This window comes from Acidovorax sp. KNOB132, assembly GCF_057541515.1.
This window is the reverse complement of sequence record NZ_BAAJYT010000066.1, coordinates 1-18,817: the sequence shown is the minus strand read 5'-3', so window position 1 is coordinate 18,817 and position 18,817 is coordinate 1. Positions and strand designations below refer to the sequence as shown.

Below are 18,817 nucleotides of genomic sequence, written 5' to 3'. Positions count from 1 at the left end.
GTGGCGAAGTCGCCCGCGCGGGGCAGGGCCCAATGGCCGTAGAGGCTTTGCAGGGCGTGCGTGGTGTCGTAGAACGGCACGGCGTCGTGCCGCCAGTTGGTCTGCGCGGTGGCGGTGGCCGCGGCGCCGGCCAGGGCGCAGAGCGCCACCGCGGCCAGGTGGGGCAGGTGGGGCAGGGGGGGCAGGGGGCGCAGAGCAGGGAATTTCGTCATAGCGACTCCACGAATTGCACGAGCGCATCGCGCTCGGCCTTGTTCATCTTGAGCACGTTCTGCTTGGCTTCCTCGGCCTCGCCGCCGTGCCACAGGATGGCTTCGAGCACGCCGCGCGCGCGGCCGTCGTGCAGCAGGCGGGTGTGGCCGTTCACGTCCTGGATCAGGCCCGTGCCCCACAGTGGGGGCGTCTTCCACTGCCGGCCGTTGGCCGCGAAGTCGGGCCGGTGGTCGGCCAGGGCTTCGCCCATGTCGTGCAGCAGCATGTCGGTGTAGGGCCAGATGCGCTGGCCCGAGACGGCCTTGCTGGTCAGGCGCGGGAACGGCCCTTCCTTGGTGACGTAGCTGGGGCGGTGGCAGGCGGCGCACTGGGCCTGCGCGAAGAGCGCCTGGCCGCGCTGCACCTGCACGTCGTTCACCTTGCGGCGGGCGGGTGGGGCGAGCGTGGCCTGGTAGAACACCACGTCGTCAAAGGTCTTGTCGTCGATCTCCACGCCCGGCTGGCCCTGGCGGCCCGCGCTCTTGCCGCTGGGCGCGGCCAGGCAGTCCTTTTGCGCGGGTGTGCAGGCCTCGTGCGGGAAGTGGCGCGAGGTGATGCCCATGTCGCCCACGAAGGCGCCGCCGGTCTGGTGCGCGATGGTGGCCACGTTGCCCTTCCAGCCGAAGCGGCCGATCATCATCCGGGCCGATGGCGCATCCCACACGCGGTTGGGCACGCCCTTGATGGGGCCGGGCGCCTTGGCCTGGTCGGCGGCATTGGCGAGGATGTCGGCCTCGTCGATGGCCTCCAGCAGGCCCACGCCGATGATCTGCGGCGCGATGCGCGGGCTGACCATCACGTCCGGGTGCATCGGCCCGTACCCTAAGTCGGCAAAGCCGTATTTCGGGTCGAGCAGGGTGTAGGGCGTGCCGTCGGCGAACTGGCCCTGGATGGTCTGGTAGCGCAGGGTGACGCGGCCCTCGGGCTTCACGCCGGTGATGCCCGCGTTGTTGAACTGGTCGCCGTACACGGGCTCGTGCAGCGGTCCGCCGTGGCCGTCGGCACCGGGGATGGACAGGCGGATCAGCAGCGCCACCGTGGGGTCCTTGGTCTCGCCCAGGCGGTTGAAGATCTCGGGCGGCGCCCCCCGGCCGTCCTGCACATGGCAGCCGCCGCACGAGCGCGCGATGAAGTGCGGCCCCAGGCCGTCGCGCGCCTTGGTCGAGGCGGGTGCCTCCACCCAGTTGCGGCGAAAGAACGAGTTGCCGATGACGAAGCGCGTGCGCTCGTCGTCCGGCAGGTTGGCCGCGGGGAACGAGAAGGCGTTGCGTCCGGTGGCGAACACGGTGGTGTCGCCGCCGGGCTTCTCGCCCAGCGGGTCCGGGTGGCCGCTGGCCACGAGGCCCGTGGCGGCCGCCGCCAGGCCTGCGCTGGCGGTCGCGAGGCGCCAGGTGCGGCGGCGGTGGAAGGCTTTCAGGAAACGCATCGCGGGATCAGGGTTGCACGAGGGTCAGCCGGGTGATGCCGATGGCGTTGGCGGCGGCGACCAGGTCCTTGGACTGCGCGCTCAGGCTGTCGATGGTTTTCTGGATGCGCTGGCGGCCCGGCGCGTCCTTCTCGCCGATGATCTCGCGGTCGAACGGCGCCTGGATCGCCTCGGCCGCCTTCACCGACGCGGCGATCTGCTGCGTGGTCTTCTCGGCCAGAGCCGCGTCCTTGGCGGCCACCAGGTCGCGCAGCGAGGGGCCCTGCACCTGGCTGCCGTCGGCGCGCCGGTACTGGCCCAGCCACACGTTCTGGATGCCCTGGGCATTGGTCACCGCGTCGCGGTGCGTGTTGTCGGAAAAGCAGGAGTGCTCGTCTTCCTGGTCCTGGCTGTTGAGCGCGACCTCCAGCCGCTCGCCGGCCAGTTCACCGCGCGAGAGCGAGCCCAGGCCCACCAGCATCTTGCGCACCGATTCCTGCCCGCCCTTGGCGAACTTGGCGCGGTAGTTGTTCTTGGCCTTCGGGTCCCAGGCCTTGACGAGGAAGGTGAGGTCGTCGATCAGCAGGTCGGTGACCACCGTCAGGTACTGGCGGCGGCGGTCGGCGTTCTTGCCCTTGCCATCGACGAAGTCCTCGAAGTTGCGGTCGCCCGGGCCGGTTTCCGAGAGGTCCTGGCCCCACAGGAAGAACTCGATGGCGTGCCAGCCGGTGGCGATGTTCTCCTCGCCGCCGCGCTCGTTCTGCGCGGCGAGGTTCTTCTTGGTGATGGCGAATTGGCGGTTGTTCACCAGGCCGGCGTCGGGCTTGCCTTCGACGCTGTCCACGTACGACTCGTCCATGGGCCAGGCGTTGATCTGGCCTTCGGGGCCCTTGTCGTCGTCGATCGGGCCGCCGTAGAAGCGGAACGCCTCGGTCTGGCCATAGAACTCGCGCGCGGCCAGCCAGGTCTTGCGGGCCTCGGCCAGCGTCTCCACCGACGGCTTGGCCGTGAAGGCCTTGATGGCGGCGTGCATGGCCTTGGCTGCGTTCAGCGTGTCTTCGTAGTTGGCGTGCACCAGCGTGGCGTAGTGGGCAGCCACGGCATTGGCGGTGGCGGGCTGGGAGGCCTGGACGGCGGTGCCTTGTGCCTGGGCCACGCCCACGGCGCCGAGCGGACTGGCGGCCAGCAGGGCGGCGAGGGCGGCGGTTCTGAACAAGGGGGTCGTCATGGGCATCTCCAGTTTGGGTAAAAACGGACCGGGCGGACGCTTTCCGGCCTGCCGGAGGCAGGGCGCCGGCCGCGTGCCGCCGGGCTCGGGCCGGGGGCAGCGGCCGGTGGAAGCGGCAGCGGGAACAGGCGGCAAGGTGGGGGCATCCGGCCGCCGGTCGGCAGCACGGCGCCCGGGGTGCGCCTGAGTGAGCGGGCATTATAAGAATGCGATTTATTATCATTTGAAGACAACCCTTCGCCCCGTACCGCCATGCGCGGAGCGGCCGGAAAGGGCGGGTCTCCATGGGAGACGCTATTTGCTATTATTTTTGTAGCTGCATGCCCTGGAAGAATATGTGCTGGAGCCGGTTTTTGCTCCAATCTTCTGTGGCGGTGCGCCATGGGCGCTGCCGTGTGCCAATCCCATGAAAAAAGCGAGGCCAGGGCCTCGCTTTTGGGTGGGCACCGGCCGTGCCGCGCTGGCACGGCTCCGATGCCGGGAGAGCGGCTGCGCTCAGCTCAGCTTCATCTGCGACGGCGTGCCCGTCAGGTAGCCCACGGCCGAGCCGAACTTGTCCTTGTAGTTGGCGCGCACCAGCGGGTCCAGCGTGTCCTTGACCTTGCTGTGGATGCTGCCCCAGTCGCCGGCGTGCTGGAAGTTGCTCATGATGTAGGTGAAGCCGTTGATCTCGTCCACCGCATGCAGGCCGGTGGATTCGCCGCCCGCGGGCACCGACATCAGGCGCGACAGCTGCTTCGTGTCCACGTTGTACGCCCACAGGAAGTTGTTGACGTGCTGGCTGCTGTCCTCGCCGATGAACAGCGTGCGCAGCTTTTCCGAGAACTTGAGGTTGTCCGGGTTGGCGATGTTGTTCGGGTTGGCGGTGTTGCCCAGGGCGTCGGCCGTGATGTCTTCGCCGGCCAGCAGGGCCTTGGTGTCCACGGGCATCCAGTCGCTGTTGATCGCGGCGCCGGTGGTGTCCTTCTGGCCGCCGCGCAGGTTCAGCGCCATCACGGCACCGGCCACGAGCTGCTTGGGCACCGAGATGCCGTTGCCCGGCACGTTGGCCGCGTTGCCCGCCACCATCGAGGTCTGGATGTTCTGCAGTGCCGAGTAGGCGATCTTGTCCTTGGCGTTGACCGTGGTGCCTTCCATCTTGGTGAAGCCCAGGCTGGCGCCCAGCAGGGCGGCGTAGCGGTGGGTTTCCAGGAAGGCGGCGGCCTTTTCCATGCCGGCGTTCAGCTTGATCCACTCGGTCTTGCCGTTGGCAACGATCTTGGTGAAGGTCGTGTCCTTGGGGTCGGCGCTGGCCACGGTCATGATGTCCGTGGGCTTGAGCTTGCCGGCCAGGGCCTCGATCTCGGCGCTGGTGGCGGAGCCCAGCTTGATCCAGGTGAGCGGCGCGGCGGTGGTGGCAGCCGGGTCGATGGAGAAGCCCGCGCCGACCTTGGCGGCGTACAGCGTGCCGGAGGACAGGTCCTTTTCCTTGTCGGCCACGAAGACGAAGTAGGCGCTGTTGGTGGCGTCGTCACCCATGAGCGCGGTGCGCTGGTCGGGCATGACCTGCACCAGCTCGTGCGAGATGCGGCCCATGCAGAAGTGCTTCTTGATGCTGGCCGTGCCGTCGGCGTTCACCGTCACTTCGGGCATGTGACCGTAGTGGTAGGGGTTGGCCGCCGTTTCGCTGCCGTACAGGTTCTTGCTGTAGGCCTTGAACTGTGCGTTGGAGGCGATGGTGAAGGCGTCCGGCTCGTACTCTTCGCTGGACAGGTGGGTGCCCCAGGGCGACAGGCTCGCGCCGCAGGTGATCCACAGGCCGTGCACCTTGGAGGTGTCCACGTTGTGGTACTTGACCAGCGACAGCTTGCCCGTGGCGGGGTCCTGGTCCAGGCTTAGCACGGCGATGGGGGAGGGCAGCTTGCCGTACATGTCGGTCTTGCCGTCCTGCGCCCAGGTGGTGTATTCGAACTGCACCACGGCGAACACGGGGTTGCCCTTCACGCCGTCCACCTTGGCATTGGCCACGGTCAGCAGCGAGGTGCCGTCCGGCGAGTCGGAGAAGAACTGGCGTTCCTTGCCGGCCACGGTGGTGTCGGTGATGGCCTTGTTGTTGATGTCCACATAGCCGCCCGCCAGGATCTTGCCGCCCTTGCCATCGGACACCATGTCGCCCGTCACGAAGAAGGGCTGGTAGGCCAGCTGGTAGTTCTGCACCGAGTTGTCGCTGAACTTCACGCTCATCGTGGAGCCCACGGACGTGGTCGCCATGGCAGCCGGGTTGGACAGCGTGGGCGCGGCCATCGAGCTGAAGCTGGCCGATGCGAACGTGGCGCCATCGCTGCCGCCGCCGCAGGCGGTCAGGAAGGATGCGGAGGCGCTGGCGCCCAGCGGCAGCATTGGCACGCCGGCGAGGAATTGCAGGGCCTTGCGGCGGGTGGGCATCGGGGTGTGGGACATCGTTTTGTTCCGGAAAGGAGAGGGGTGCGATACGCCGCCGGCAACGGCCGTGGGGAGCGGCAGGCCGGCGAGCCAAACGCGGAAACGACGCAATGCCGCTTCCACTGCCCGGATGCTAGGAATCGCCCGTGACAGCGATTTGAAGGAATGGTGACAGCCGCGTGACGCTGGCGGCCGCGTTGACCGCTGCCTCGGGCCCCATGCAGGGGATCGGAGCGATCGACGGGCGGGTGCGGGCCCGTCGGCCGGACCGGACTGCGCTCGTCCGGTCGGCGGTGGCCCGGGGGCTTTGGCCCCGTGGCCTGGCCCCGAAGGGCATGCGCGTCAGAGTGGGCCGGGCGGCTCGGCGGCGGCCTCGGACGGAGGCGGGACCAGGCGCCGCTCCGGTGGCTCGAAGCAGTCGCGGAACGAAAACACCACCGAGGTGAAGAACATCGCCGCCAGCATGAGCGCCGTCGCCACCATGATGCCGCCCGCCACGCCGCTGCCCAGGCCCAGGAGCGCCAGCAGCGTGACGCCGATGCTGACCACGATGCCCGCGCCCAGGAACACGCCCGTCCACACCAGGCCATAAACGGTGAAGGCGCTGAAGTTGCGCAGGCACGCCACCATGCTGAAGAACAATGCCTTCACGGGCGGCACGCCGTGCCAGTGCACCAGGCCCGGCGCATGCCAGAACAGCAGCGACAGCGGCACGTACAGCGCCAGGGCCAGCCACATGGCGGCCTGGAAATCCCCCGCCTCGGCCACCTCGCGCGTGAGCTGCTCGCCGCCCAGGTACACGCGGGCGAACTGCCCGTCGTCCACGAGGGCCGAAATCGCCATCACCGCCAGAAAGCCCACGGCGTACAGGGCGCCGAGGATGAGCATGTCGCGCAGCCGCTGGCGCCCGGTGCGAAACGCCACCAGCAGCAGCGCCGGCGTGGGAAAGCGCCCCTGCGTGGCCTCGCCCGCGGCCACCATCATGGCCAGCGTGGCCGAGGGCAGCAGGGCCAGCGCGACGGCCGGGCCGATCAGCGGCAGCAGGGTGGCCAGCGACATCGCGGCCATGGTCATGAAGAACAGGGCCGCCAGCGCCATCGGCTGGCGCCAGAAGACGCGGATGCCGAGCCGGACCCAGTCAAGGCCGGCACGGGCGGGAACGATGTGGAGTTTCATGGGTGGATTGTGGTGGAGGGGCCCCAAGCCGTGCACGGGCCAGGGACATGCGGCCGGCGGCGGGCCGCCCGCGTCCGTTCAGGCATGCACGGGGTGTGCCAGGCGTTCGCGCAGCACGCGCTCGAAGTGCGTGGGGTCGTGCGGCGTCAGCAGCGAGGCCTCGCGCGGCAGGTAGAAATCCCACAGCCGCGAGATCCAGAAACGCAGCGCGCCGGAGCGCAGCATGGCGGGCAGCAGGGTGCGCTCGTCGGCGGTGAGCGGGCGCACGCTTTGGTAGGCGTCCAGCATCGCGCGGGCCCGCGCGTCGTCGTGCGCGCCCGTGGGCAGGTCGATGCACCAGTCGTTCAGGCACACGGCCAGATCGAACAGGAAGGTGTCCACGCCCGCGAAGTAGAAGTCGAAGAAGCCAGTCAGCTCTTCGCCGTCGAACATCACGTTGTCGCGGAACAGGTCGGCATGCACCGGCCCGCGGGGCAGTGCGGCATAGCCGGCGGAGGCCGCCACGTGGTTCTGGTAGGCCAGTTCGGAGCGCAGCAGCGCGGCCTGTTCCTCGCCCACGTGGGGCAGCACGGCGGGAACGGTCTCGTTCCACCAGGCCAGCCCGCGCAGATTGGGCTGGCGGCGTTCGTAGCCGTGCCCGGCCCGATGCATGCGCGCCAGCGTGGCGCCCACGGCGGCGCAGTGCGAGGCTTCGGGCGCCAGCTGGCTCTTGCCGCGCAGCTTGCTCACCACCGCGGCCGGCTTGCCGGCCACGCTGTGCAGGATGTCGCCGTGCTTGTCGGCCCGCGGATCGGGCACGGGAATGCCGGCGTGCGCCAGATGCTTCATCAGGTGCAGGTAGAACGGCAACTGCTCGGCGGTGAGCCGCTCGAACAGCGTGAGCACGTACTCGCCCTGGTCGCTGGTGAGAAAGTAGTTGGTGTTCTCGATCCCGCCCTCGATCCCGCGCAGCGATACCAGCGTGCCCAGTTGCAAACGGCGCAGCAGGTCGCGCGCCTCTTTCTTGGAGACTTCGGTGAAGACGGCCATCGCTCAGCGCAAACGAAGAAAGGGAAAAGGGAAGAAAGGGGAAAAAGGCACGGAAGTGCGAATGCAGGGAAGGCAGCCGAAGCCGCCGCGCCGGATCGCCCGGTGGCCGCGCCGTGGCGGGCGGCCGGGGGCTCAGAACTTCATCACGTTCCACACGCGCGGGGCGGTGCTGGTCTCGGCGCCGTTGCGTGGGCGGGTGCGGGCGCCTTCGCCGGGCTGCACTTCGTATTCGGGCATGCTGCCGGTCTTGGGCTGCACGGTGATGCTCTGCGTCTGGCCGCCCACCCGCAGCTCGTTCACGCGGCTGCCTTCGTCTTCGACCTGGATGCGCTCGACGCGCTGGTTCTGGCGGCCTGCCGATTGCTCCTGATTTGGTAGCTGCTCTCGCTGATCAGTCGTGCGCTGGGCCGCGTTTTGATCGGGGGTCTGGGCCAGGGCGGGGCCGGCGATGAGGGCCAGCAGGAGGAGGGTGTGGGCAGCGCGCATGGGGCGGATTGTAGAGCGCAGCACCTGGGTGGCGCGCAGCGCGGGGCACAATCTGCGGCTATGAGCAAACCCAAGACCCTGGTGCTGGTGGACGGCTCCAGCTATCTGTACCGCGCCTACCATGCCATGCCTGACCTGCGGGCCGTGCCGGGCGACCCCGCCAGCCCGGCCACGGGCGCCATCCGCGGCATGGTCAACATGATGCAGGCCCTGCGCCGCGAAGTGCGCGCCGACTATGCGGCCTGCGTGTTCGACGCCTCGGGCAAGACCTTCCGCGACGACATCTACCCCGAATACAAGGCGCAGCGCGCGCCCATGCCCGACGACCTGCGCAGCCAGATCCCGGCGATCCACGAGGTCGTGCGTTTGCTGGGCTGGGCCGTGCTCGACGTGCCGGGCGTGGAGGCCGACGACGTGATCGGCACGCTCGCCGTCACCGCGGCGCGGCAGGGCGTGGAGGTGATCGTCTCCAGCGGCGACAAGGACATGAGCCAGCTGGTGGATGCGCACATCACCATCATCGACACCATGAGCGGCAAGAAGCGCGACATCGCCGGCGTGACGGCCGAGTTCGGCGTGCCACCGCACCTGATGGTGGACTACCAGACCCTGGTGGGCGACACCGTGGACAACGTGCCCGGCGTGCCCAAGGTGGGCCCGAAGACGGCCGCCAAGTGGCTCATGGAATACGGCTCGCTCGATGCGCTGATGGAGCGCGCCACCGAGATCAAGGGCGTGGCCGGCGAGAACCTGCGCAACGCGCGCGACTGGCTGCCCACCGGGCGCCAGCTGGTCACCATTCGCACCGACTGCGACCTGGAAGGGCATGTGGCCGGCCTGCCGTCGCTGGACGCGCTGACCACCGGCGCGCAGGACGCCGCGGCCCTCAAGGCCTTCTACGAACAGTACGGATTCAAGGGCCTGGCCCGGGCCATCGACATCCAGGAAACCGCCCCCGAACTGCTGGAGGAAGGGGCCGCCAAGGCGTCCAGGGGACGTGGCGCCGCCATGGACCCCACCCCCGGCCTGTTCGACGAGCCCGCCGAAGTGGCCGCGGCCAAGGTGAGCAACCTGCAGTACGACACCGTGCTCACCTGGGAGGCGTTCGATGCCTGGTTCGCGCGCCTGCAGGCGGCCGAACTGGTGGCGATCGACACGGAGACCACCTCGCTCGACGAGATGCGCGCCGAGATCGTCGGCATCAGCTGGAGCGTGGAGGCCGGCACGGCCGCCTACGTGCCGCTCATGCACGACTACCCCGACGCCCCGGCGCAACTGCCCCGCGACGAAGTGCTGGCGCGACTCAAGCCCTGGCTGGAGGACGGCACCCGCAAGAAGCTCGGCCAGCACGTCAAATACGACCGCCACGTGCTGGCCAACCACGGCATCGAAGTGCAGGGCTACGCCCACGACACCATGCTGCAGAGCTACGTGCTCGAAGTGCACCGGCCGCACGGCCTGGGCAGCCTGGCGGAGCGGCACCTGGGCCGCAGCGGCATCCATTACGAAGACCTGTGCGGCAAGGGCGCCAAGCAGATTCCTTTCAGCCAGGTATCGATCGAACTCGCGGCCGAGTATTCGTGCGAAGACTCCGACCAGACACTGGACGTGCACCGTGTGCTGTGGCCCCAGTTGCAGGCCGACGACAAGCTGCGCGGCATCTACGAACTGGAGATGGCCAGCAGCGAGGCGCTCTACCGCATCGAGCGCAACGGCGTGCTGGTGGACGCGCCCATCCTCGCGCAGCAAAGCCATGAGCTGGGGCAGCGCATCCTGCAACTGGAGACCGAGGCCTACGAGATCGCGGGCCAGCCCTTCAACCTGGGCAGCCCCAAGCAACTGGGCGAGATCTTCTTCGACAAGCTGGGCATGCCGGTGGTCAAGAAGACCGCCACCGGCGCGCGCAGCACCGACGAAGAGGTGCTGGAAAAGCTGGCCGAGGACTACCCGCTGCCCGCCAAGCTGCTGGAGCACCGCAGCCTGTCCAAGCTCAAGGGCACCTACACCGACAAGCTGGCGCAACTGGCCCATCCCTCGACCGGCCGCGTGCACACGCACTACGCCCAGGCCGTGGCGGTGACGGGGCGCCTGTCCAGCAACGACCCCAACCTGCAGAACATTCCCATCCGCACGGCGGAAGGCCGGCGCGTGCGCGAAGCCTTCGTGGCGCCGCCCGGGCGTGTGATCGCCAGCGCCGACTACAGCCAGATCGAGCTGCGCATCATGGCCCACCTGAGCGGCGACGCCTCGCTGCTGCATGCCTTCACCGAAGGGCTGGACGTGCACCGCGCCACGGCGGCCGAGGTGTTCGGCGTCGAGGTTGGCCAGGTCAGCAGCGAGCAGCGGCGCTACGCCAAGGTCATCAACTTCGGGCTCATCTACGGCATGAGCAGCTTCGGCCTGGCCAAGAACCTGGGCATCGAGACCAAGGCCGCGGCGGCCTACATCGACCGCTACTTCCAGCGCTACCCTGGCGTGAAGCAGTACATGGACGACACCAAGGCCCTGGCCAAGACCAAGGGCTATGTGGAGACGGTGTTCGGCCGGCGCCTGTACCTGCCCGAGATCAACTCGCCCAACGGCCCGCGCCGCAGCGGCGCTGAACGCGCCGCCATCAACGCGCCGATGCAGGGCACCGCCGCCGACCTCATCAAGAAGGCCATGGTCGCCGTGCAGGACGTGCTGGACGCCGAAAAGCCGGGCGTGCTCATGATCATGCAGGTGCACGACGAACTGGTGTTCGAGCTGCCCGAGAGCGAAGTGGACTGGGTGCGCCGCGAGATCCCCCGGTTGATGGCAGGCGTGGCGGACCTGAAGGTCCCGCTGCTGGCCGAAGTCGGCGTGGGGCCGAACTGGGACAAGGCGCACTGAGGCGGGCGGGCTGGGGCCGGCCAGGGCCGGCCCGACTCCGGCTTTACTGCCCCACCAACGCAGGCAGCGCCTTTTCGCACGCGGCCTGGCAGAGAAACCGCTGCGTCTGGCCGGTGGCCTCGGCCGTCAGGTAACCCGCTCCGGCTGCGTGGATGCGCCACGCGTATTTCGCCCCGCCTTTCATGAGCGTGCCGGAGAAGCTGCACGGAAGGATGATCGATTCGGCATGGAATGTCGCGGCAGAGACTTCGTGGGCGGTCGAGAAATAGGTGGCTACGTCTTTTGGCGTGAGGGACAGCGTTTCGCAGCCCAGGGTGTCGGCTGCTCCACTGTCCTCATGCCGCTGAATGCCTTCAGTGTCCACGTGTAGCGGCTGCGCACGGGGGCTCGGCAAAGCCGCCCAGAGCGCGCCCAAACCGACGGCCACACAGACGAGCATGCCAATGGCGCTGAGCCCTGATGCGTTCAAAGGCAAAGTGCGACTCGGAGCGTTCCTTTTCGATGCCAGGTCGAAAGCCGCTTCACGAGGCTGGACAGTCCGGCGTCACGTCCGCTCCCAGCGGAAGGTAGTAATGCGCCTTCGGCACCCATTGCCCCTTGGCGCCGCTCTCTGCGACCTTCACGTGCATGCCTTCGCTGGACAGGCAGTGGTCCACGCGCAGGCGGGCCTTGCGGTCCGGCCATCGCAGCACCACGCGGTGGGCATGGGTGCGTGAGACCACGGCGTTCTTCGCCAGCAGCAGGCCCACGAAGCCTTCTTCGGGCGCTTTCTGGAATTTCGCATCCCGTTCATCCGCAGGGACCGCGTCTTCACCGCGGTATTGCAGGATGGAGGCGTCCTGCACCGCCGCGCCCGCCTGAACGCAGCACTCCGGCTTCTTGTCCATGGGCGGAGACAGCCGAAGGTAGTGAAGTGCCTCGCCGTCAGGCTGGGGCTGGCCCAGCACCAGCCGGGGCGCGTCGGGCCGGCGGGCGTCGAGAAGGCCCACGCGCGATGACACGGGCGATGCCGAAGGCACGGGCTGCGCGGTGTCGGCCTGCGCGCAGGTGCCGCCGAGGAACAGCCCCGCCAGCGCCAGAAGGACCGAGGCCGTGGACCGGCCGAAAAAACGGCCGTCGGGTATCTGGCCTGCCGTACCGCTCAAGGGGCGGCGGGGGAGGATGCGCTCAGTGGCCATCATCGGACCAGTGCGGCGGGTCGGACGTGAGCTTGTAGACCCCGTAGGTCGCGCCCAGGGCATGCAGTTGCGCAGCGGTGGTGACAGTGGTGCTGGTGCCTGTGGCATCTTTGAAGGCCTTCCCTGAATAGTTGGTGATCGTCATGTCGATGGCGCGCCCCTCGGAATGGCGCGAGGTCAGGGCGGGCGCATACACGATGCCTTAGCCTGCCACCATCTGGTTGGCGGCGACCCGGGCGGCACCTGCATTGACCGCGCCCGTGGCACCGCGGTGGACCCATTCGATGTCCACACCCGCCATCGCGGGCACCGTGGCGGCGTCCGCGTTTTCGCGGGCGATGCGCCAGGCGTGATGCATGAGGTAGGCACGCTCCGGCGGGCGCAGCGTGGCGGAGATGGAGACCGAGGCGCCCCCGGCTTCCAGCGCGGCGATGAACGTGTCCACCTTGGTGCGGAAACTGGCGATCAGATCGCTGGTGGAGGTACTGGTCGGGAACCGGGCAACCCACGCGCTGCCACTTGAATCTGCCATGTGCCTTGTCTCTTTCTGAAGGGAGGGAAGCGGGCTGGATGGAATCCAGGGGAATGGGCAACGCGGCGCGCCGACGGGGTCGAGAGACGGCAGGCCTCCCAGGGCCACCGGGGCCGTGGGTTGTCACGCACCGCGGCGAGCCTATCCGCACCCCATGACCGCACCGCGACATTTGTTTCCAATTGCGTCCTGCGTACAGCGGGTGCAGATGCTTTTTGATGCAATATGGTCAGATGCCCTTCTCTCGAAAAAGCCTGCCTTTGCCATGCGCCTGCGCCACATCGAAGTCTTCAATGCGGTGATGCTCACCGGCAGCGTGAGCGCGGCCGCGCGGCTCATCAACGTCACCCAGCCGGCCGTGAGCCGCATCCTCGCGCATGCCGAACTGCAGCTGGGGTTCGCGCTGTTCCATCGCATGAAGGGGCGGCTCGTGCCCACGCGCGAGGCGCAGACCCTTTACCCGCACATCGAGCGGCTGTTCAACCAGCTCGACGACGTGCAGCGCCTGGCCAACAGCCTGCGCGGCCAGCAGCGCGAAGGCGAATTGCATGTGCTGAGCGTGCTGGCACTGAGCCACGAGGTGATGCCGCGCGCGCTGCAGGCCTTTCGTGCGCAGCACCCGGACGTGGTGGTGCGCATCGATGCGTTGCACTCGCCGCAGATCGTCTCGGCCCTGGTGCTGCAGGAGGCCGACATCGGCTTCGTGTTCAGCGCGCTGGTGCACCCCTCGCTGGTGCAGGAGACGCTGGCGGAAGGGCGCGTGGTGTGCATCGCGCCCAAGGGCACGCTGGATTCGGAGGTGGTGCAAGCCGGCGTGGTGCACCTGGCCGATCTGGCCCACACGCCGGTGATCCGCCTGGAGGCGAACGATCCGCTCGGCACGATGGTGAACCACGCCAGCCGCGAGGCCGATGTGGGCCTGCAGGCGGCCTTCACGGTGCAGACCTACCACGCGGCGCTCGCGCTCGCGCACCACGGGTTGGGCGTGGCGCTGGTGGATGTGTGCACCGCGGCGTCGGCCGACCGCACGCGGGTCGACGTGCTGGCGCTCGCGCCGCGCATCGCGGTGCCCGTGAAGGCGCTGCGCATGGTGAACCGGCCCGCATCACTCCTGGCGGACACCATGGTGCGCTGCATGCGCGACGCGGTGGCGCAGACGCTGGCGTCGGCCGGCCTGGCGGAGAGCGACTGACAAGCCGAGCGCGGCGGCGAACGCGCGCCGGCCTTCCCCCGCCGTGACTCAGGCGGGCGCGCAGGCCTGCAGCATCTGCTCGGCCACGATGGCCGCGGTACCGAACGCCAAGGTGAAGCCCAGTGCCCCGTGCCCCGTGTTGATCCACAGGTTGTCGGCCTCGGCGGCGCGGCCGGCGATGGGCACGCCCGTGGGCGTGGCGGGGCGCATGCCGGTCCAGGGGTGCAGCGATGCGGCGGGCGCTTCGTGCCCCAGCACGGTGCGCACCGTGGCGCGCAGGCTGTCGATGCGTTCGGTGCGGATGCGGCGGTCGTTGCCCACCAGCTCTGCCATGCCGGCCACGCGCAGGCGCTGGCCCAGGCGGGCGAACACGACCTTGCGCCCCGCGTGGGTCACGTTCATGCGGGGCGCCCAGGGTGCATCGGCCGGGGCGTCGAGGGTGATGCTGTAGCCCTTGATCGGATAGACGGGCAGGTGCACGCCCACCATCCGGGCCACCGCCACGCTGCCGCTGCCCAGCGCCAGCACGAAGCGGTCGGCCTCGATGGTGCCTGCGCTGGTGCGCACCGCCGCGATGCGCCCCTGTGCCCGGTCGAACCCCTGTACCTGCGCACCCCGTTCGAAGCGCACTCCGCGCTGCGCCAGCAGGGCATGCAGCCCATCGCACACCTTCTGGCAGTCCGCCGCGCACTCGCTGGGCGTGTGGATCGCACCGGCAATGTGGGGCGCGTGGTGGGCGAGCGCGGGTTCCAGCTCCACGCAGCGCTGGGCGGACACCGAGGCCTGTTCGCTGCCCCAGGCCCGCTGCAGTTCCATCTGCCGTTCGGCCGCGGCCAGGCCATCGGGCGTGCCGTACAGCACGAGCTTGCCGGTGCTGGAGAAGTCGCATTCCAGCGCCTCGCGGGCGCGCATGGCTTCGAACCCGGCGCGGCTGCGGGCCGCCAGCGCGAGCAGTTGCGCCGTGGTGCGGCGCGAGGTGGCGCCGTTGCAGGCCGCCAGAAACTGCAGGGCCCAGCGCCACTGGTGCGGGTCCCGCTGCAGCCGCACCTGCAGCGGCGATTCGCGCGACAGCAGCAGCTTGGGCAGTTGCGCCCACAGGCCGGGGTCGGCCAGGGGCTGCACGTAGCTGTAGCTCAGCTGTGCGCCATTGCCGCCGCTGGCGCCGCCGCCCACCGGGCCCTGGTCGATCACCGTGACGCGCATCCCCTGGCGCTGCAGCGCGTAGGCCGTGGCCAGGCCCACGATGCCCGCACCCATCACACATGCATCCATATCGCTCGATTCCCGTTGGTTGTCCGTCCTGGGCACTCTAGGGACGCGCGCGGCCTTTGAACAATGCCAAACCGCGGGACAGGCATGCCGGGAAGTTATGCGCCGGCGCCGGGCGCGAAGATTGCATGGGGACCCTCTGGCCGATGCGGATGGCATAACTTTTCGTCATGGCCCATGCTGCCGAATGAATTGTTCAAAGCCGCACCGAGTTCCTAAAGTGCCTGGGCACCTGCACCGTTCCATTCCCCTTTTTGTTCCCGTCAAGGAGTTCCCCATGAAGCCATTCCTGTCTGCCGCCGTCCTCGCTTGCGGCGTGTGCGCTGCGGCCACCGCGGCGCACGCCGACACCCTGCAGAAGATCGCCGACTCGGGAAAGATCACGCTGGCCTACCGTGAATCGTCGGTGCCCTTCAGCTACCTGGCGGGCCCGGGCGAGCCGATCGGCTTCTCGGTGGACATCTCCAACGCGGTGGTGAATGCGGTGCGCGCCAAGCTCAAGAACCCGGCGATCAAGGTGGAGCTGCAGGCTGTCACGTCGCAGAACCGCATTCCGCTCATCACCAACGGCACGGTGGACCTCGAATGCGGCTCCACCACCAACAACTCCGCGCGCGGCAAGGACGTGCAGTTCGCCGTGAACTATTTCTACACCGGCACCCGGCTGCTCACCAAGAAGACCTCGGGCGTGCAGAACTATGCCGACCTGGCCAAGAAGAAGGTCGCCAGCACCAGCGGCACGACCAATGCGCAGGTGATCCGCAAGTACAGCCGCGAGAACAACCTCGAGATGGACATCGTGCTCGGCAAGGACCACGACGATTCCATGCTGCTGGTCGATTCGGGCCGTGCCGAGGCGTTCGCCATGGACGACATTTTGCTGTTCGGCCTGAAGGGCAATGCGCGCAACCCCGCGGACTGGGTGGTGGTGGGCGATTCGCTGCAGGTCGAGCCCTATGCCTGCATGCTGCGCAAGGACGATCCGCAGTTCCAGGCGCTGGTGAACGGCGTGATCGGCGGGATGATGAAGTCCGGCGAGTTCGAGAAGCTCTACACCAAGTGGTTCATGTCGCCCGTGCCGCCCAAGGGCCAGAACCTGGGCCTGCCCATGTCCAAGGAACTGCGCGACAACCTGGTGGCGCAGAGCGACAAGCCCGCCAACTGATCGCCCTCTGCGCCAGCGCTTTCCGGAAATTGTCCATGACGCCGTCAGTCCCCGCGATCTCCCCGGTGCCCCGCATGGTGGGCATCCTGGGCGGCATGGGGCCGGCCGCCGGAGCCGACTTCGTGCGGCTCTTCGTGGAGGCGTGCACACGGCGCATGGCCGCGCTCGGCATTCCCGTGCGGGACCAGGCCTATCCGGAGCACTGGCTGGCGCAGGTGCCCATTCCCGATCGCACGGCGGCCCTGGGCGACCGCACGTCCGGCGCTCATCAGCCGGCAGAGCCGATGGCGCAGGCCACGGGCCGGCTGGTGGCGCTGGGGGTGCAGGCCGTGGCGATCGCATGCAACACGGCCCATGCCTGGCATGGGGAGCTGCAGCAGCGGTTTCCGCAGCTGCAGGTGCTGCACGGCATGCGCGAAGTGGCGGCCGGGCTCGCGGCCGCACAGGTTCCGCGCGTGGCGCTGCTGGCCACGCAAGGGTCGTACGACAGCGGGCTGTACCAGGCCGAACTACAGCGCCACGGGGTGGCCTGCGTGCTGCCGCAGCCCGGTGAGCGCGAGCAGCTCATGCAGGGCATCTACGACGGCGTGAAGGCCGGCGACTATGCGCTGGCCCGTCACCGCTTCGCGGCGGTGGCACAGGCGCTGCGCGAACGCGATGGGGTGTCGACCCTCATCATGGGCTGCACCGAAATCCCGCTGGCCCTGGACGAGGCCGCGGCGGGCGCCCGCCTGGTCAACCCGTCGCAGGTGCTGGCCGAGGCACTGGCGCGCTGCGCCTATGCCGGGATCGGGCCGCGAACGCCCGCGCGTGCGGGCGCCGACGCCATCGCCTGAACGGCCATCAGCCCCACAGCGCGGGCTTGTGCACCATCAGGAAGAACACGGCCAGCATGGCCACGAAAGCCGGGTAGCCCAGCGCCTCCCACCAGCGTGCGTAGCGGGTGTAGAGCGCCGGCATCGGCGTGCCTTGCGCGGCGGCGTCCCGTGCCATGGCGGCCATGCGCCACTGCAGCCACAGCACCGGCAGCCAGCACAGGCCGGCTATTGCATACAGTGCGATCGAGGTGGCCAGCCATGGCGTGGACAGCGGCCAGCCGGCCATCATCGCCATGGCGGCGCCGGTCACCGGCTGCACGATGCCGGCCGGCGTGGTGAACCACGTGTCGGCCCGCACCACCAGCCGCGACACCACGGCCTGGGCGGCCACGCTGCCGCTGCGGTTGGCGAAGAACAAATAGAACGCCGAGCCGAAGCCGGTGCCCACCAGCAGCACGCTGGACAGGATGTGGACCCATTTGAGTGCGAGATAGGTGTTCATGCGCGTGGTGCTTTCAGAAGGACGACGAGGATGGCGGCGATGGGGAGGTTCTTGAGCAGCGGCCCCAGCGGGTCCAGCCACAGCGCGGGCAGCAGCACCGTGGCGACCACCGTCATCACGCCCATCAAGGCCAGGGCCAGGGCATCGGTGGCCCGGCCGGGGCGCAGCCACAGCGCGAGCCCGATGGCCGTGTCGGCGGCGATGCCGCCCCACACCAGCGCCTGGATCCAGGCTTCGCTCTGCAGCCCGCCACGCACCAGCAGATCGCGGCCCTGGCCTTGCGATTCGATGGCACTGGCCAGTGCGGTGCCCAGCCACACCAGGACGAGGCTGCCGCGCAGCCAGCGGGTGGTTTCGGCGTTCATCGTGCGGACGGCGCCCAGGCGCTTTCGACCAGATGGCGGTAGTGCGTCGCTTCATGGCCCAGCAGGCGCCGCAGCGCGGCCGGGTCTGCCGTGTTGTCGCTGCCCAGCAAGGCGAGCGTTTCGCTGCACCAGGGCAGGGCTGGCACCTGGTCGCCCAGGCGGGCGCTCAGGTGGCTGAGCGCATCCGGCAGGCGCAGCACGCGGGCGGGCCCGTGGCCCGATTGCTGGCGCAGGCTGGCGATCAGTTCGGCCATGGGCACCGCCTCGGGCCCGCTGCATTCGATGAGGCCGGTGGCGTCCAGCGCGGGACCCATCAGCGCGGCCACCGCATCGGCCAGATCGTGCACCGCCACGGGCTGCACGCGGGCCTGCAGCACCGGCCCGGGCAGCACCAGCACCGGCAGGCGTGCCAGGTTCATGAAGAGCGCGCTGCTGGCGCCACCCCGGCCGAACACGATGCTGGGCCGCAGCACCACGCCTGACACGGCCCCTTGTGCGGTCAGACCGAGCAGGTGGGTGTCGGCCGCGCGTTTGGTGGTGGCGTAGCGTGTGGCGCTGCCGGCAATGCCCAGCGCCGAGATCTGCACGATGCGCCGCACGCCGGCCTGGGCGCAGGCGTCGAACAAGGCCACCGGCGTGTGCTGGTGCAAGGCGTCGATGGGGCGTGCGCGGGTGTCGCGCAGCACGCCGACGGCATTCACCACCGCGTCGATGCCTGCCAGGCGCGGCAGCCATGCGGCGGGCGCCGTGTCGTGCGCGAAATCCATGGCGACCTGGCCGGGGGCGGCCCTGCGCGCGGCGCGGTGCGAGACGCCGCCGTGCACGGTGTGGCCCGCACGTTCGAGCGCGCGTTGCACCGCGCGGCCGATGAATCCGGTGGAACCGGTGAGAAGGATGTGCATGGAACTGCTCCGTGAAAGGTGTAAGG

18 protein-coding genes and 1 pseudogene are annotated in these 18,817 nt (G+C 69.1%); 4 read left to right on the top strand and 15 right to left on the bottom strand.

Annotation, left to right across the window (positions count from 1 at the left end):
- From AC27IO_RS11405 to AC27IO_RS11375, 7 genes and pseudogenes are all read right to left on the bottom strand, one after another.
- Positions 1 to 212, bottom strand: a pseudogene (locus tag AC27IO_RS11405) (hypothetical protein); the annotation flags it as partial.
- Positions 209 to 1,678: a di-heme oxidoreductase family protein gene (locus tag AC27IO_RS11400; protein WP_272564551.1), complete on the bottom strand. Its 1,470-nt coding sequence runs from the start codon at positions 1,676 to 1,678 to the stop codon at positions 209 to 211. The gene AC27IO_RS11400 and the pseudogene AC27IO_RS11405, both read right to left, overlap by 4 nt.
- A 7-nt stretch (positions 1,679 to 1,685) precedes the next feature.
- Positions 1,686 to 2,885, bottom strand: coding sequence for an imelysin family protein (locus tag AC27IO_RS11395; RefSeq protein ID WP_317351700.1), 1,200 nt, complete (start codon positions 2,883 to 2,885; stop codon positions 1,686 to 1,688).
- Positions 2,886 to 3,380: 495 nt separating this feature from the next.
- A complete protein-coding gene (locus AC27IO_RS11390) occupies positions 3,381 to 5,324 on the bottom strand; it encodes a PhoX family protein (RefSeq protein ID WP_272564549.1) in 1,944 nt (647 codons plus the stop codon).
- Between the two features lie 324 nt (positions 5,325 to 5,648).
- Complete coding sequence (locus AC27IO_RS11385; protein WP_284429044.1) at positions 5,649 to 6,482, bottom strand: BPSS1780 family membrane protein; 834 nt, start codon at positions 6,480 to 6,482, stop codon at positions 5,649 to 5,651.
- A gap of 78 nt (positions 6,483 to 6,560) precedes the next feature.
- Positions 6,561 to 7,511, bottom strand: a complete 951-nt coding sequence (locus AC27IO_RS11380) for a homoserine kinase (RefSeq protein WP_498739008.1) — start codon at positions 7,509 to 7,511, stop codon at positions 6,561 to 6,563.
- Positions 7,512 to 7,643: 132 nt separating this feature from the next.
- Complete coding sequence (locus AC27IO_RS11375) at positions 7,644 to 7,997, bottom strand: hypothetical protein (protein ID WP_498739007.1); 354 nt, start codon at positions 7,995 to 7,997, stop codon at positions 7,644 to 7,646.
- A 60-nt stretch (positions 7,998 to 8,057) separates the two neighbouring features.
- Between AC27IO_RS11375 and polA the strand changes: the two genes are divergently transcribed.
- A complete protein-coding gene (gene polA, locus AC27IO_RS11370; protein WP_284408424.1) occupies positions 8,058 to 10,868 on the top strand; it encodes a DNA polymerase I in 2,811 nt (936 codons plus the stop codon).
- 43 nt (positions 10,869 to 10,911) lie between these two features.
- Here the strand turns inward: polA and AC27IO_RS11365 are convergent, their stop codons facing one another.
- The 4 genes from AC27IO_RS11365 to AC27IO_RS11350 form a co-directional block, all read right to left on the bottom strand.
- Entirely contained in the window at positions 10,912 to 11,232 is a 321-nt protein-coding gene (locus AC27IO_RS11365) for a hypothetical protein (protein WP_498739006.1), read from the bottom strand.
- Between the two features lie 157 nt (positions 11,233 to 11,389).
- Positions 11,390 to 12,049 (bottom strand): hypothetical protein, encoded by a 660-nt coding sequence (locus tag AC27IO_RS11360; protein ID WP_498739005.1) that lies wholly within the window; start codon positions 12,047 to 12,049, stop codon positions 11,390 to 11,392.
- The gene (locus AC27IO_RS11355; RefSeq protein WP_498739004.1) at positions 12,036 to 12,191 is read right to left on the bottom strand and encodes a hypothetical protein; all 156 of its coding nucleotides are present in this window, start codon (positions 12,189 to 12,191) and stop codon (positions 12,036 to 12,038) included. Before AC27IO_RS11355 ends, AC27IO_RS11360 begins: the two co-directional genes overlap by 14 nt.
- A 57-nt stretch (positions 12,192 to 12,248) precedes the next feature.
- Complete coding sequence (locus AC27IO_RS11350; protein ID WP_498739003.1) at positions 12,249 to 12,578, bottom strand: hypothetical protein; 330 nt, start codon at positions 12,576 to 12,578, stop codon at positions 12,249 to 12,251.
- 265 nt (positions 12,579 to 12,843) lie between these two features.
- Here AC27IO_RS11350 and AC27IO_RS11345 point away from each other — a divergent pair, with 265 nt between their 5' ends.
- Positions 12,844 to 13,770: a LysR substrate-binding domain-containing protein gene (locus AC27IO_RS11345; protein WP_498739002.1), complete on the top strand. Its 927-nt coding sequence runs from the start codon at positions 12,844 to 12,846 to the stop codon at positions 13,768 to 13,770.
- 48 nt (positions 13,771 to 13,818) lie between these two features.
- Here the strand turns inward: AC27IO_RS11345 and AC27IO_RS11340 are convergent, their stop codons facing one another.
- Complete coding sequence (locus tag AC27IO_RS11340; RefSeq protein WP_498739001.1) at positions 13,819 to 15,042, bottom strand: D-amino acid dehydrogenase; 1,224 nt, start codon at positions 15,040 to 15,042, stop codon at positions 13,819 to 13,821.
- 274 nt (positions 15,043 to 15,316) lie between these two features.
- Here AC27IO_RS11340 and AC27IO_RS11335 point away from each other — a divergent pair, with 274 nt between their 5' ends.
- Together AC27IO_RS11335 and AC27IO_RS11330 are read left to right on the top strand one after the other, a co-directional pair.
- Positions 15,317 to 16,204 carry an amino acid ABC transporter substrate-binding protein gene (locus AC27IO_RS11335; protein WP_272564537.1) on the top strand — a complete coding sequence of 296 codons (888 nt, stop codon included), beginning with the start codon at positions 15,317 to 15,319 and terminating at the stop codon, positions 16,202 to 16,204.
- A gap of 35 nt (positions 16,205 to 16,239) precedes the next feature.
- Positions 16,240 to 17,040: an aspartate/glutamate racemase family protein gene (locus tag AC27IO_RS11330; RefSeq protein WP_284429037.1), complete on the top strand. Its 801-nt coding sequence runs from the start codon at positions 16,240 to 16,242 to the stop codon at positions 17,038 to 17,040.
- Positions 17,041 to 17,047: 7 nt separating this feature from the next.
- Here AC27IO_RS11330 and AC27IO_RS11325 read toward each other — a convergent pair whose 3' ends face one another.
- From AC27IO_RS11325 to AC27IO_RS11315, 3 genes are read right to left on the bottom strand one after another with little or no spacing between them, the layout of a single operon-like run.
- Positions 17,048 to 17,524, bottom strand: a complete 477-nt coding sequence (locus AC27IO_RS11325; RefSeq protein WP_498739000.1) for a DUF2269 family protein — start codon at positions 17,522 to 17,524, stop codon at positions 17,048 to 17,050.
- Positions 17,521 to 17,889: a DoxX-like family protein gene (locus tag AC27IO_RS11320; protein WP_498738999.1), complete on the bottom strand. Its 369-nt coding sequence runs from the start codon at positions 17,887 to 17,889 to the stop codon at positions 17,521 to 17,523. Before AC27IO_RS11320 ends, AC27IO_RS11325 begins: the two co-directional genes overlap by 4 nt.
- Complete coding sequence (locus AC27IO_RS11315) at positions 17,886 to 18,791, bottom strand: NAD-dependent epimerase/dehydratase family protein (protein WP_498738998.1); 906 nt, start codon at positions 18,789 to 18,791, stop codon at positions 17,886 to 17,888. The genes AC27IO_RS11320 and AC27IO_RS11315 overlap by 4 nt, the downstream gene beginning before the upstream one ends.
- Positions 18,792 to 18,817 lie beyond the last annotated feature (26 nt).